This is a genomic window from Cupriavidus sp. 05N38 (assembly GCF_056397345.1).
Genome location: NZ_JBFTNF010000081.1, coordinates 15,380 through 29,351 on the forward strand (window position 1 = coordinate 15,380; position 13,972 = coordinate 29,351).

11 protein-coding genes are annotated in these 13,972 nt (G+C 70.8%); 4 read left to right on the forward strand and 7 right to left on the reverse strand.

Annotation, left to right across the window (positions count from 1 at the left end):
* Positions 1 to 339: 339 nt before the first annotated feature.
* From AC1DK4_RS35755 to AC1DK4_RS35785, 7 genes are all read right to left on the reverse strand, one after another.
* A complete protein-coding gene (locus AC1DK4_RS35755; RefSeq protein WP_441650397.1) occupies positions 340 to 1,323 on the reverse strand; it encodes a pyridoxamine 5'-phosphate oxidase family protein in 984 nt (327 codons plus the stop codon).
* A gap of 106 nt (positions 1,324 to 1,429) precedes the next feature.
* Entirely contained in the window at positions 1,430 to 2,398 is a 969-nt protein-coding gene (locus AC1DK4_RS35760) for a Bug family tripartite tricarboxylate transporter substrate binding protein (RefSeq protein WP_441650398.1), read from the reverse strand.
* Between the two features lie 29 nt (positions 2,399 to 2,427).
* Positions 2,428 to 3,807: a DUF1254 domain-containing protein gene (locus AC1DK4_RS35765; protein WP_441650399.1), complete on the reverse strand. Its 1,380-nt coding sequence runs from the start codon at positions 3,805 to 3,807 to the stop codon at positions 2,428 to 2,430.
* A gap of 23 nt (positions 3,808 to 3,830) precedes the next feature.
* Positions 3,831 to 5,156 carry a DUF1254 domain-containing protein gene (locus AC1DK4_RS35770; RefSeq protein WP_441650403.1) on the reverse strand — a complete coding sequence of 442 codons (1,326 nt, stop codon included), beginning with the start codon at positions 5,154 to 5,156 and terminating at the stop codon, positions 3,831 to 3,833.
* 47 nt (positions 5,157 to 5,203) lie between these two features.
* Positions 5,204 to 6,205: a Bug family tripartite tricarboxylate transporter substrate binding protein gene (locus AC1DK4_RS35775; RefSeq protein ID WP_441621568.1), complete on the reverse strand. Its 1,002-nt coding sequence runs from the start codon at positions 6,203 to 6,205 to the stop codon at positions 5,204 to 5,206.
* Positions 6,206 to 6,320: 115 nt separating this feature from the next.
* Positions 6,321 to 8,477 carry an acetate--CoA ligase family protein gene (locus tag AC1DK4_RS35780; RefSeq protein ID WP_477132108.1) on the reverse strand — a complete coding sequence of 719 codons (2,157 nt, stop codon included), beginning with the start codon at positions 8,475 to 8,477 and terminating at the stop codon, positions 6,321 to 6,323.
* A gap of 179 nt (positions 8,478 to 8,656) precedes the next feature.
* Positions 8,657 to 9,421, reverse strand: a complete 765-nt coding sequence (locus AC1DK4_RS35785; protein ID WP_441650456.1) for an IclR family transcriptional regulator — start codon at positions 9,419 to 9,421, stop codon at positions 8,657 to 8,659.
* A gap of 157 nt (positions 9,422 to 9,578) precedes the next feature.
* On the opposite strand from AC1DK4_RS35785, the gene AC1DK4_RS35790 reads away from it, so the two are divergent.
* The 4 genes from AC1DK4_RS35790 to AC1DK4_RS35805 form a co-directional block, all read left to right on the forward strand.
* Positions 9,579 to 10,271 (forward strand): TetR/AcrR family transcriptional regulator, encoded by a 693-nt coding sequence (locus tag AC1DK4_RS35790; RefSeq protein WP_441650457.1) that lies wholly within the window; start codon positions 9,579 to 9,581, stop codon positions 10,269 to 10,271.
* 84 nt (positions 10,272 to 10,355) lie between these two features.
* Positions 10,356 to 11,354, forward strand: a complete 999-nt coding sequence (locus AC1DK4_RS35795) for a Bug family tripartite tricarboxylate transporter substrate binding protein (protein ID WP_441650458.1) — start codon at positions 10,356 to 10,358, stop codon at positions 11,352 to 11,354.
* A gap of 191 nt (positions 11,355 to 11,545) precedes the next feature.
* Positions 11,546 to 12,289 carry a histidine phosphatase family protein gene (locus AC1DK4_RS35800; RefSeq protein ID WP_441650459.1) on the forward strand — a complete coding sequence of 248 codons (744 nt, stop codon included), beginning with the start codon at positions 11,546 to 11,548 and terminating at the stop codon, positions 12,287 to 12,289.
* Between the two features lie 156 nt (positions 12,290 to 12,445).
* A partial coding sequence (locus tag AC1DK4_RS35805) for a type VI secretion system Vgr family protein (RefSeq protein ID WP_477132109.1) occupies positions 12,446 to 13,972 on the forward strand: 1,527 nt, incomplete at its 3' end.

A 13,972-nucleotide genomic window follows, 5' to 3' on the forward strand; every position in this document is an offset into this window, starting at 1 on the left:
CACGCTTGAAAGCAAGCGGAACATGGAAAAAGCGGGACAGAACGGGACGGAACGGCGAACAGGCGGCGCGAAACGCAGCCGACAGCGCAACCCGCGCCGCAACGGCGGGGAAAGAGCGTCACGATAGGGCAATTGCCCCGGCTTGAACAGCGGCGCTTGCACTGATGAGGCGGGGCCGGCAGGGCGCCGGACCGCCCCGTGCCGGCCCCGCCGCCCGCCCGGCGGGCCGTTGCGCGGGATGACCGGCCGGCTGCCGGGCAAGGCGCGGCGCGGCCGGCCATGCCCGGACCGGGGTGTAAACGTATGCTGAATACAACAAAGGGCGCGCGCCCATCCTGCTCAATGCCCCCCGGCGTCCTCCCAGCTGCCGGTTTCCTCCAGCACCGGCGACATGGCTTCGAGCCGCCAGCGCAGCGGCAGGATCCCCGGGCGCCACACCACGCGCTCCACCAGCAGGCGCACCAGGCGCTCGGCGCCTGTGAAGCGCGCCACCTCCGGCCCGTCCCAGACGACTTCCGCCCGCCCGCTCAGGTGCAGCATGCCGCCCTTCTCAAAATCGGGCACCAGCAGCCCGGCGCGCGGGTTGGCCACCAGGTTGCCGATGGTGTTGAAGTAATAGTTGCCGTTGAAGTCGGGAAAGGTCAGCGTGCGGGCATCGTCCACCCGCACGAAGCCGGGCTTGCCGCCCCGGTGCGAGACGTCCGCCCCGCCGCTGCGAGCGGACGCCGCGTCGCGGTGGTGGGTGGCGATGAAGATGGTGTCGGCGGCGCGCAGCGCCTGCACCGCGGCAGCGTCCAGGGTGTCGGCATGGAGCGCGGGGGCGGCCGCCGCCATGTCTTGCGCGGCGGCCTCGCGCCACTCGCGCAGCTGGATATAGCGCGGGCAGTTGCCATAGCTCTGCACCACCGCCACCGTGAGCCCGGCGTCGTCCGCCGCCGCCACGGTGCCGTTGATGCGCACGCGGCGCAGCGAGTGCAGTTCGATGCCGAGCACGCCCACATCCGCTCCGGCATGCAGCGCCGGCGCCAGCGGATCGTCCGCCGGCAGGCGCACGCCGATGCGCAGCAGGCCGGGTTCAGGCGACTGCATGAAGCCGGGTACGCCGGCCAGCATGGTGGCCCAGGGCATGCCGGCATCGTCCACGGCGCCGAGCAGCACGAAAGGCAGGCGCGCGAAGTGGGCGCGATGCGCCTCGGACAGCACCGGGCGTATCGCCTGCCGGCCGGCAGCTTCCATCTGCCCACGCTTGCCGGCGCGCTGCTGGGCCGCGTGCTCTCCGGCATGAAACGGCGATTCGGCGTGCGGCCACGATTGAAAGTTCAACGCTTGCTCCCTGCTGCCCGGGCCTGCCTGCGGCAGCAGGCATCTTGCCCTCCTCGGCCCGGGCGCTATAACTATAGGCCGGCAGGCGGCCGGCGCCGCCCGCATCCTACTCCAGCACGATGCCCGCCGACCTGATCACCGCCCCCCACTTGCCCACCTCGGCGTCGATGAAGCTGGCGAAGGCCGCGCCGTTGCCGGCCTCGGGCTGCAGGCCCAGCCCGATCAGCTTGCTGCGCATCTGCGCATCGGCCAGCACGGCATTGGCGTCGCGGTTGAGTTGCTGCACGATGGCCGGCGGCGTGCCCGCGGGCGCCATCAGCCCGAACCAGCCGTAGCCCACCACGCCCGCAAAGCCCTGCTCGCCGAAGGTGGGCGCCTGCGGATAGACCGGCGTGCGCTGCTCGGAGGCGACCGCGATCACGCGCAGCTTGCCGGCCTTGATGAAGGGCAAGGCGGTGGTGATGGCGGTCAGCGTGGCATCGACGCGGCCCGCCAGCAGTTCGGTATAGGCGGTGGCGTCGCCACGGTAGTGCACGTTCAGGCCCTTGAATTTCCCCTGCGCGGCGAACAGCTCCGCGGTCAGGTGCGGCCCCGAGCCCACACCGGGCGAGGCAAAGGTCACGCCTTCCTTCCTGGCGCGCGCCATGCGCACGAAGTCCGCCACCGACTGCACGGGCGAGTCCGCCTTGACGATCAGGAACACCGGCCCCAGCACGCGCGGCCCCACCGCCACGAAGTCCTTGTGGATGTCGTAATGCTGCGAGAGTCCGGCGGCCGTGTTGATGGCGAACGGCGCCGCCGCCCACAGCAGCGTGTAGCCGTCGGGCGCGGCACGCGCGAGCTGTTCGTTCGCCACCCGCGTGCCGGCCCCCGGCTTGTTCTCCACCACGAACTGCTGCTTGTACTTCTGGCTCAGCCCTTCGCTGAGCAGGCGCGCGGAGGTGTCGTTGGAGCCGCCCGGGCCGTAGGGCGAAATCACGCGCACCGGGCGCGACGGGTACTCCTCGGCATGCGCTGGCGCGAGCATGGAAAGGGCCGCGCACAGCACGGCGGCATGGCGTGCGGCACGCCGCATGCGCGCGGCGAAACAGGGATGCGCTCTCATCATGACTCGCAGGCAATGGATGCAACGAATGCGGCAGCAGCGCCGGGCACCGGCCGGATCGGCGGATAGGCGAAGGTCTTGCCGAGATGCGCGTCGCCCGGCACATAGAGCCGCAGCGTCACGTAGAACGGGCCGGCCGGCGCCGGCAGCCAGTTGCCGTGGCGTGCCGGGTCCGCCGGCGGCGCGGCGGACAGGTGCAGGCGGATGCCGCCATCGGCGTCGGTGCGCAGGCTCGGCGAACGGTCGCCCAGCGAATAGCGCGCCAGCGCATTCTCCACCAGCATGCAGTCGGACTTGCCGTACATGGTGAGCGACCAGAAGGCGCCCACCTGCGGCAGCCCGCCAGGGGCGAAAGCCAGCTCATAGCCGTTGCGGCCGTCCAGCGGCGCGCCCGCGCTGTCGCGGTCGGCCATCACGTACATGGCTTCTTCCACGCCGAGCGCGCCGATGTAGTTGCGCGCCACCAGCGCGCGCTCGGCGTAACGCGTGCCGAACGATGCGCGGATCTCTACCGGCAAGGTCCAGCCGCCGCCCAGGTCGGACGGCAGCGGCGTGGCCAGTTCGGCCAGGACCTCGCCGATGGCGGCGCCCAGGCGTGCCGCGGCCGCGTCGTCGAGCCCGCTCGCATCGCACCGCGCCCCGATGCCATGCCGCGCAAAGCCGGCAACGTGCTCGGCCTCCGCCGCCGGCGGCGGATTGTCCCGCAGGGCCTGGTTCACGATCTCCGCGTAGCGGCGCGCCTGCAACGTACCCGCGGCCAGTTGCTCGCCGGGCTGCATGCCGGTGTCGAAGCGCCGCGCAGCCGGCGCGCCGTCCAGCGTGCCCAGGCGAAGCCGGTCCTGCATGGCATGCACGGCCGGCAGGTCGGCCTCGCCGTCCACCAGGATGCGCCCGAGCAGCCAGACCGCATCGGTCGGGCAGGCAATGGCGGTGGCGCCGGCCGGCACCTCGCCGTGCCAGCCCGGGCCGTGCAGCACAAAGCGACCAGCCCCGCCGCCGGTGGTGCGGGTACCGATATAGCCGAAGGGATTGGTATAGAAGTCCAGCAGCCCCAGCACGTAGTAGCGGCCCTGGCTGTCGGGCACGTCCAGCACCAGCGGGCCCTGCGAGAGATCCAGCCACGCATTGCTGTAGAGCGTGTCGTTGTTGGGCGTGACCACCTGGCGGTGCTGCGGGCCGAGCAGCTGGCGCGTGTGGATGAAGTGGTTGATCCAGCGCACCGCGGACTCGGGCTGGCTGGCGGCGAACTGGCCGGCGCTGTCGCGGCGCGGACAGGTGGCGGCGCGCATGCGCGCCATTTCATAGAGCGGCAGCGTGTAGCGCACGGCGTCGTGGAGATCGTGCATGGTCTGCGCGCGGGCGGATGCGGTATGGGTCATGTCGGCTTCCATCTGATGTCGGCTCAGTCGATGCGCTGCAGGGCGGGAATCGCGTACTGCCCGTCCAGGAAGGACCGGGCGGGATGATAGAGGCGCAGGATCAGGTAGAACGATCCCGCCGGCGCCGGCAGCCAGTTCTCTGCCTGCGCGGGGCGCGCGTGCGAGACCGGGATCACGAGGCTGCCGTCGTCTTCCAGGCGCAGGCCCGGCGTGCGGTCCCCCACTGCGTAGCGGCCGGCCTCGTTGGCGCTGAAGAAGCGGTCCTCGCCGTACAGCGAGACCGACCAGAACGCCTGCGCCGGCGGCAGCATGCCGGGTGCGAAACGCAGCGCGTAGCGGTGCCGGCCGTCGAGCGGCTGGCCGTCGGCGTCGAAATCCGCCATGGCGTAGATCGCCTCGTCGGCGCGCAGGGCACCGAGCCCTTTCATCGCGGTGCAGGCGCGCTGCAGCCAGTCGTCGCCGTACATGCCCAGCTTGAGGCTGTAGCCCCAGCTCTTGCGGCCCTGGCTGCGCGTGTGGGCCTCGATCAGGGCCATGCCCTGCTGGTAGGCGCGCTCCAGCCCGGCGGTCACCGCGGGCCGCAGCGCCGCCACGTCGATCTCGTCCTCCAGGCGCACGCCGGCCTTGCGCAGCAACGTGAAGGCGCCCAGCTCTTGCGCGGCGGGCGGGAATTCGCGCAGCGCGTTGAACAGGTTCTGGAAGAAATCCAGCGCGGGCCGGCCGCTGTCATGCCATTGCTCGACGCTCGCGGGACGTGCCGCGCCCGGCGTGCGCGCCAGCGTGAAGCCCAGCTCGAAGGCCCGCGCCGCCGGCAGGTCGTGCTCGCCCTGCACCAGCACGCGGCCGAGCAGCCACACCAGCGAACTGGGGCAGTGCACCGCGTGCGCGCCGCCGGCTTGCTGGCCGGGACCGACCAGCTCGATGTCCGCGCCTTGCGCGGGCACGTTGCGCGGGCCGAGATTCTCGAAATTGTTGGTGTGGACGTCGAGCAGCTCCACCACGTAGTAGCGGCTGGCATCGGGCAGCGGCGGGACGCGCAGCGTGACGGGGCCGTCGGCCAGGTTGATCCAGCCGCAGAAGTACAACAGGTCGTTGGCGGGCGTGACGATGTCGCGGTCCTCATGCGTCCACTGTCGCTCGCTGGCTGAAAGGCTGTTGACCGGGGCGCGTCCGTAGCCGGTGGCCGCCGCGACCGAGGTCTGCAGGCGGCAGGTGCGCAGCGACTCGACCAGGGCATAGCCATATATCACCAGCGGCACGGCCGCGGCGGCGACCAGGGCTTCCTGCGGGCTGGCCGCGGCACCGGGCAACGAGGTCAGGACGGGGTTCACGTTCATGTTCAGGTTCATGTTCATGCGGATGGCTCCAGGCGGATGGTTTGGTGAGGTTCCATGAATCAGTCGAGCGCCGCGCCGCTGGACTTCACCAGCGCGGCCCAGGCCTTGACGTCCTGCCGCATCTGCACGGCGAAGTCCGCGCGCGGCTGCGCCGTGAAGCGCATGCCCAGCGTCTCGACCTGTGCCTGCACGGCGGGGTCGCGCATGGCGGCCTGGGTGGCGCGCTCGAGTGCGTCGACGATCTCCGGCGGCGTGCGCGCCGGTGCGAACAGCGCGTACCAGCTGTCGATGCGGAAGGGCACGCCGGACTCGGCAAAGGTCGGCACCTCGGGCAATGCCACCGAGCGCTCCGAGCCGCTCACCGCCAGCGCCCTGACCTTGCCGCTGCGGATCAGCGGCAGCGTGCCGGCCAGGTCTGACATCGCTACCGGCAGCGTGCCGCCCATCACGTCGGTCAGCATCGGGCTCACGCCCTTGTAGGGGATATGGCGCAGGTGGATGCCGCTGCTCGCGTTGAGGCTCTCGCCGGCCAGGTGGCCGCCGGAACCCGGGCCCCACGAACCGTACGCCATGTCCGCGCCGGGCCGCCGCGCCTGCGCGATCAGCGCCGGCAGGTCCTTGCCCGTGAAGGCCGGGCCCGCGACCAGCACGTTGCCGCCATAGGCCAGCCGGCTGACCGGCACGAAGTCGCGCACGGGGTCGTAGGGCAGGCGCGGGAAGATCGCCGGCGCGATGGCGTGCGTGGCGGAGATGCCGAGCAGCAGCGTGTAGCCGTCCGGCGCGGCGCGCGCCACCTGGGCCGAGCCGATGGTGCCGGTGGCGCCGGCCACGTTTTCCACCACCACCGTGCCGCCCAGCGCCACCGACAGCCGGGCCGCCAGCAGGCGGCCGATGACATCGGTGCCGCCGCCGGGCGGGAACGGCACCACCAGCCGGACTGGCTTGTCGGGGTATTTCGCCGCTGGCGCGGCGGCGTGCGCGGGTATGGCGGCCACCAGGGTCAGCGCGGCCAGCGCCGGGGCCGCGCGCGCGAGCGCGGACCTTGCAGCTTCGGGATGCATATCGTGTCTCCTGTTGTCGTTCGCGCCGCCATGCGGCGGCGCATGCCTGCGCGCGCGCCCGGTCTATGCCGGCCTTGTGCCGCGCGGCAGGAAATGCCTGGCGTTTCTCATGCCGTCACGCCTGCGTCGCCTCCGGCGCGCGCAAGGTAATCACCGCATCGGCCGCGACCAGACCTTCGGCGCCGACGATGAACGGGTTGATCTCCAGCGTGTCGAGCCGCGGGCCGAGCGCCGCCGCCAGCTGCGACACCCGCACCAACACATCGGCCGCCTGCGCCAGCGGCAAGGCGGGATGGCCGCGATGCCCGGCGAACAGTGCCGCCGCGCGGCTGTCCTCCAGCATGGCCAGCGCGCGCTGCGGCGACAGCGGCGCCAGGCCGAAGGCCATCTGCCGGAAGATCTCCACCGCGGTGCCGCCGATGCCGGCCAGCGCCACCAGGCCGAACACCGGGTCGCGCCGCACGCCTACCATCAGCTCGCCCCAGCCGCGCGCCATGCGCGCCACCAGCACGCCCTCGAAGGGCAGGTCCGCGCCGGCGCGCGCCAGCGCAGCCTGCATGGCAGGGAAGGCCGCGCGCACCGCGGCCTCGTCGGCCAGGTTGAGCGCCACGCCACCCACATCGCTCTTGTGCAGCACATGCGCGGAACACAGCTTCACCGCCACCGGATAGCCGATGTGCTGCGCCACGCGTACCGCCTCGTCGGCGTCGCGCGCCAGGCCGTGGGCGGCGACCGGCACGCCGGCCTGCGCCAGCAGGCGCATGGCGGCGAACTCGGACAGCGCGGCAGCGGCTTGCGGCACATCGGGCGCGAATGTCGCCGCCGGTGCCGGCGGCGCCGCGGCCGGCGTGCCGGCTGCCGCTTCCATCGCGGCCGCGCGCGCCAGCGCCGCCACCGCCTCGATGGCGTGCGCGGGCTCACGGAACACCAGGCAGCCATGCGCCTCCAGCCAGGCGCGCTTGTCGTTGTCGACCAGGCCGGACAGCAGCAACGGCGCGGCGTCGGGGTTCTCGTGCAGCGCGGCGATGGTGTGCTGCAGGTCGGCCCACAGGCGCGGCGCGTTGGCGCCGCCGGCCAGGAAGGCCACCACGCTGCCGTATTCGCCGCAGGTGGCCACGCCGGACAGCGCATCGAGCAACACCTCGGACTGGGCCACCACCTGCCCGGTCACGTCGATCGGGTTGGCGGTGCTGGCAAACGGAATACTCGTGCGCAGCGCGCGCGCCGCGGCGTGCGGCATGGGCGGCATCGGCAGGCCAAGCTGCTCGGCGCGGTCGGCCATCATGATGCCGACCCCGCCCGACACGGTGACGATGGCCACCGGCGCCACCGCGCCCGAAACCAGGCCGCCGGCGCAATCCCAGCGTGCCGGGCGGCGCCCGCGCGACAGCGTGTAGCCCAGACGGAAGAAATCTTCGAGCGTATGCGCGCGGTGCACGCCGTACTCGTCGAACACGGCCTGGTAGACCGCGTCCTCGCCGGCCAGGCTGRCCGTGTGCGACTGCGCCGACCGCGCTCCGGCCTCGGTGGTGCCCACCTTGGCAATCACCACCGGCTTGCCGGCGGCACGCGCGGCGGCCAGCGCCTGGCGCAGGCGCGCGCCGTCGCGGCAGCCTTCCATATAGGCGAGGATCACGCGCGTGTCGTCGTCGTGCGCCATCCATTCGATCACGTCGGCCACCTGCAGGCCGGCTTCGTTGCCGGTGGTGACCCAATGGCTCAGGCCCAGGTTCGCCTCGCGCGCCAGCGCGAAGGCATAGGCACCGAACGCGCCGCTCTGGCTGACCAGGCCCACGTCGCCCACGGGCGGCACGCCGGTCAGCGGGATCGGCGAGAAGGTGGCGAACACGCGCTCGCGCAGGTTCATCGCGCCCAGGCAGTTGGGGCCCAGCAGCGCCACGCCGTGCCGGCGCGCGCTCCCGGCCAGCGCTTGCTGCATGGCGAGGCCGGCATCGCCCACTTCGGCAAAACCGGAGGTGAAGAAGATCGCGGCGCGCGTGCGGTTCTGCGCCAGTTGCGCCATCACGGATTCGGTGGCCCGCGCCGGCACCGCGACGATGGCCAGGTCGACCGCCTCGCCGACGGCTTCGAGCGAAGCGTACGCCGGCAGGCCCTGGATCTCGGTGGCGCTGGGATGCACGGGCAGGATGCGTCCGGCGTAGCCGAGTTCGCGCAGCAGCCGGATCGGCATGCCGCCGACCTTCTCGGCCTGGGTGGATGCGCCGATGACCGCGATCGAACGGGGCTTCAGCAGGGAATCTAGCGTTGGCATTGCTCTGTCTCCGGATTGCCTTGGATGGCTTGTTTCAGGATGCGCGCCTGTGCCGGCGCTGCCTGTGTTGCTTGGTGTCTGGTCCCTTGCCCCGGCCCTGCGCCGCTATTGCCGCAGCCCGGTCGACGACTCGATCGCGCGCACCATTTCCATCAGCAGCGGCGCGACCTTCTTTTCCATCACGCCGCGCCGCAGTTGCGAGGCGACGATGGCGCGCAGTTGAACAACAGCGGGCGGTTCAGGTAGACGATGCGCGAATACACGCCAACACCATGGATGCCGCTACCGATATCGCCCACGCCGTGCATGGCGAGGCCGGCGTCGCCCTCGTTGAAGGCGAAGCCGCGCTTGGGGTAGTGCGCCACGTTGTGGCAGACGGTGTCGTAGCAGGCCGCGTATTCCTGGGCGCGCTCGCGCTGCGCCGCCTGCATCAGCCGCTCGAACTCGACCTTCGACAGCGTGGCCAGGAAGGCGCGGCCCATGGCCGTGCTCAGCACCGAGCGCACCGCGCCCACGCCCGGGCGCGCCGGGTTGTTGTCGTTGTGCGTGCAGGTCAGCAGGTAAGTCACGTCGAGCCGGTGCGCCACGCCCATCGACACCGCGCCCTCCATGCGGTCGGCCAGCGCCTGCATCAGCGGGCGTGCCACATGGCGCACCTGCAGCCCGGCCAGGTAGGGATAGCCGAGGGCCAGCACCTGCGCGCCGACGAAATACTTGTCGAGCTTGGGGTCCCAGTCGAGGTAGCCCAGCTCGAACAGGGTCCGGCAGATGCGCGACACGGTGGCGCGCGGCAGTTGCAGGCGCTCGGCCAGTTCGCCGTTGCCGAGCGGCCGCGGCTCGTCGATGAAGCAGCGCAGCAAGGCGAAGCCCTTGGCCAGCAGGCCACCGAAAGAGGGGTCCTCCAGCCTGCGTTCGGCAATGAATTGTTCGACCGGCGTATGCATCTTGTCTCCTTGCTCCGCAGTTTGGTTGCGGCATTTTTCTGTGTCAAAGAACGGAATCAATTTCCAGATATTGGAAATGTAGTCCGGTTCTTGACGAAAAGCCGTGGTAACCATATGGTTCACAAAAACCGAATCCAAATTCGAATACGGAGACTCCATGCCTGCGTCGACCTCTGCCGCACCCGCCGCCAAGCCCACCAAGGGGAACGCCGCATTCCCCAAGGTGGCCACGCCCTCGATCCTGCAGCCGCCGCGCCAGCGCCGCGCCCGCGAGACCGAGCAGGCCCTGCTGGACGCCGGCCGCGAGCTGTTGGCGCAACGTGACTTCTCCGCCGTATCGGTGGCCCAGATCGCCTCGGCCTGCGAGGTATCGGTGGGCGCCTTCTATGGACGCTTCCGCGACAAGCAGGCGTTCTTCGAGTCACTGCGCGCGCTGGTGATGCAGGAAACCGGCGAGTCCGTCTCGCGCTACCTGCGCGTGGAGCGCTGGGACGACGTGCCGACCGACGTGATGCTGGAAAAGACGATGCGCTTCGTGGTGCTTGGCTGTCACGCCAACCGCGGCGTGATCAAGGCCTCGCTCAAGCACGCCTCGATCCGTCCGGAAGAATGGCTGCCGCACCGCGAAAGCGGCCAGGCGGTGGTCGAGCGCATGGTGGCGCTGCTGGTGCCGCGCCTGCCGCTGCCGCCCGAGCAGGCCGAGCTGCGTGTGCGCTTCGCCATGCAGGCGGTGTTCAGCATCGTGGTCAACGCCATCCTCAACGACGCCGGCCCGCTGCCGCTGGACGACGAACGCCTGCCCGGCGAAATGACCCGCATGGTGGCGGCCTACCTGGCGCAGCCTGCCTGACCCCCCGCGCGGGCGGGTCAGCCCGCGCAACGGTGCGTGCCGCCAGGGCGCGCACCGTCCATAAAAAATCACACGAGACAAGCCATGAAAATACGCAGCCCGTTCTGCGGGAAGACGGCCGCCCTGCTGGCCTGCGCGAGCACGGCATTGCTGGCGTCCTTCGCCCACGCCCAGGCCGGATATCCCGCCAAGCCCCTGCACCTGATCGTGCCCTACCCGGCCGGCGGCCTGACCGACACGCTCGCGCGCACGCTGGCGGAGGGGCTCGGCAAGCGGCTCGGGCAGACCGTGGTGGTGGAGAACAAGGGCGGCGCGGGCGGCATCATCGGCACCGACTACGTGGCCAAGTCTGCGCCCGACGGCTACACGCTGCTGCTGACGATTCCCGGGCCGATCACTGCCAACCTGGCCCTGTACAAGAAGCTGCCCTACGATCCGCGCACCGACCTGCGCCAGATCTCGGACGTGGCGATGGCGCGCACCGTGCTCACCGTCAACGGGGCGCTGCCGGTCAGGACCGTGGGCGAGCTGATCGCCTACGCGAAGAAGGAGCCCGGCAAGCTGCGCATGGGTTCGTGGGGGCCCGGCACGCAGCCGCACACCATCCAGGCCTACATGGACAAGACCTACGGCATCGATATCCTGCACGTGCCCTACCGCGGCGAAGGGCCGATGGTGAGCGACCTGCTGGCCGGCCAGGTCAATGTGACGATCGGCTCGGTGACTTCGCTCAAGCAGCACTTCGCCAGCGGCAAGCTGCGCCCGCTTGCGGTCGCCGGCACCCAGCGCGCCAAGGCCCTGCCGGACGTGCCGACGTTTGCCGAGGCGGGCTATCCCGACGAGCCATACCGCCAGGTCGGCCCCATCACGCTGATGGCGCCGGCACGCACGCCGGACGACATCGTGGCGCGCCTGGGCAAGGAAACCAGCGCGCTGGTGCAGTCTGCGCAGATCAGCCAGCGCATCGAGGAGATGGGCGCCGAGCCGCTCGGCAACCTGCCCGCGCAGGCCGCCGCCGCCTACAAGGCCTACCTGCCGGTGGTGCTGAAGCTCACCGCCGATACCGGCGTCACCCTGGACTGAGCCGCCGCGCTTGGCGTTGCGCGCTGCAGAATGCAGCGCAGCAATGACCGCTATGAATCCCGCGCGGCATCCTTGGCCGCGGCATGGCAGGCCCATACAATGGCTGCAACCCACGCGGCGCGCGGCGCGCCGCGTGCCGATTCCCGCACCACCCGCGCGCCATCCGCGCATCACCCCACTCCCGGATCCCCATGGCAACGCTCTTCCTGGTACGGCACGGCCAGGCGTCCTTCGGCGCCGCCAACTACGACTGCCTCTCCGCCACCGGCCGCCAGCAGGCCCGCTGGCTCGGCGAATACTTCCGCGAGCGCGGCGTCGCGTTCAAGCGGGTGATCGCCGGTTCGCTCACGCGCCAGCAGGACACCGCGCTGGAAATCCTGGCCGGCATGGGCACGCCAGGCGTGCCGCTCGAGACGGCCGCGCAGACGCCCGCCGAAACGCTGGCCGCGGCCGCGCAGGAAGCGCTCAAGGCGCGCGTGGAAACCCATGCCGGTCTCAACGAGTACGACGGCGAAGCGCTCTACCGCAGCCACACCGGTGGCCGGGACCACCGTGCCCACCAGAACGACGACTACAACGATTACTGGCGCACCTTCCGCGCGGCCTACCAGGCCTGGACGCTGGACCAGCTCGCCGGCATGCCGGAATCGTGGGGCGACTTCGGCGGGCGCATCCGCGCGGGCCTGGCGCATGCCGCCGAAGGCGCGACGCGCGAGGATGCCCTGCTGGTGGTGAGTTCGGGGGGAGCCATCGGGCGCGCCGTGGCCGACCTGCTGGGCGCGCCGGCGCAGACGGCGATCGAGCTGAACCTGCAGTTCAGGAATACCGCCTTCTGCGAGATCATCGCCGGGCGCGGCACCCAGCGGCTGCTGAGCTTCAACAACCTGCCGCACCTGGAGCGCGCGGACCGGCGGCAGGCGATCACGTTCGCGTAGCCTCGCGTGGTCAAGTTTGTGACGATCGGTGGCGTGCCGACAGCATTTCACCGCCGCGATCGCGAAATATCGCCATCGAGAATCCGACGCTTCTGACCCCTGCGCGGGTGGATCGCCAGCATCATGCCGTGGCACAGCATTGCACGGAGATCCGCCATGCCACGCCAGGCCGACCTGCGCTTCACCTTCGCCGTCGTCGGCGGAGTCGACTTCGAGGTCATCGAGTTCGATCTCGACGAAGCCCTCTCCGAGACCTTCCGCCTCGACGTGCAGTTGGCCCATGCCGACCCCGACCTCAACTTCGCCGCCATCCTCGACCAGCCCGCCCTGCTCACCCTCTGGCGGGGTAATGAGCCGGTGCGCCATGTCCACGGCCTGATCAGCCGCTTCGAGCAGGGCGACACCGGCTTTCGCCGTACGCGCTACCGCGCCGTGGTCGAGCCCGCCCTCGCCCGCCTGCGCCTGTCCTCCGACTGGCGCATCTTCCAGACCCTCTCCGTACCCGAGATCCTCCAGAACGTACTCAAGGCCCATGGCCTGGCTGCCCGCTACGAACAGATCGTCACCGCCGAGCACCCGCCACGCGAGTACTGCGTGCAGGCCGGCGACACCGACCTGCATTTCCTCGGGCGGATTGCCCGCGAGGAAGGCTTCTACTTTGCCTTTCGCCACGACGCCGACGGCCATCGCCTCATCCACAGCGACCGCCTGTTCGTGCAGGGCCGCATCGCCGGCGGACCCGTGCGCTACAACCCCACCCCCGGCGGCGACCAGCCCGAGCCCGCCCTGCGCCGCTTCAGCTACACCGAGAACGTGCGTACGGCACGCCAGACCCAGCGCGACTACACCTTCACCCATCCACAGTACGACCAGGAACATTCCCGCCTCGGCTCCGACCTCGATCACCAGGCGTCCGCCTACGCACGTTACGACTATCCCGGTCGCTACAAGCGCGACGAAGCCGGCAAGCCCTTCACCGAAGCGCGCCTGCGCGGCCACCGCGGCGACGCCCGCCTTGCCCGCGTCGAGGGCGACGACCCGCGCCTCGTGCCCGGCCTGTCCTTCGAACTCACTGGCCACCCGCGCGAAGACATGAACCACGGCTGGCGCCCCATACGCATGCGCCACCACGGCGTGCAGCACACCAGCCAGGCCGAAGAGAGCGCCGGCAGCGAACAAGGCACCCACTACAGCTACACCGCCGAACTGGTCCCYGACCGSACCGAATGGCGCGCCGAACCGTTGCCCAGGCCGTGCATCGAGGGGCCGCAATCGGCCACCGTGGTCGGCCCGGCCGGCGAAGAGATCTACTGCGACGAATGGGGCCGGGTCAAGGTGCAGTTCCCGTGGGACCGCCWGGGCAGGCACGACGAACACAGCTCCTGCTGGATCCGCGTGGCGCAGCACTGGGCCGGCGCCACCTGGGGCCACATCGCCATCCCGCGCATCGGCCAGGAGGTCATCGTCGACTTCTGGGACGGCGACCCGGACCAGCCGGTCATCACCGGCCGCACGTACCGATCGAACCAGTTGCGGTTTGCCGGCGCCACGCCGGAACACCCGCGCTGGAGCCGCATCCCCGGCGGCGCGCGCCTGCCGCAGCCGTCGCCGCCGGCGCTGACATTGACCGATGCCCTGTGGGAAGCCCTGGTTTCCGATCCGTTGCCGCATCAGTTGCTGCAC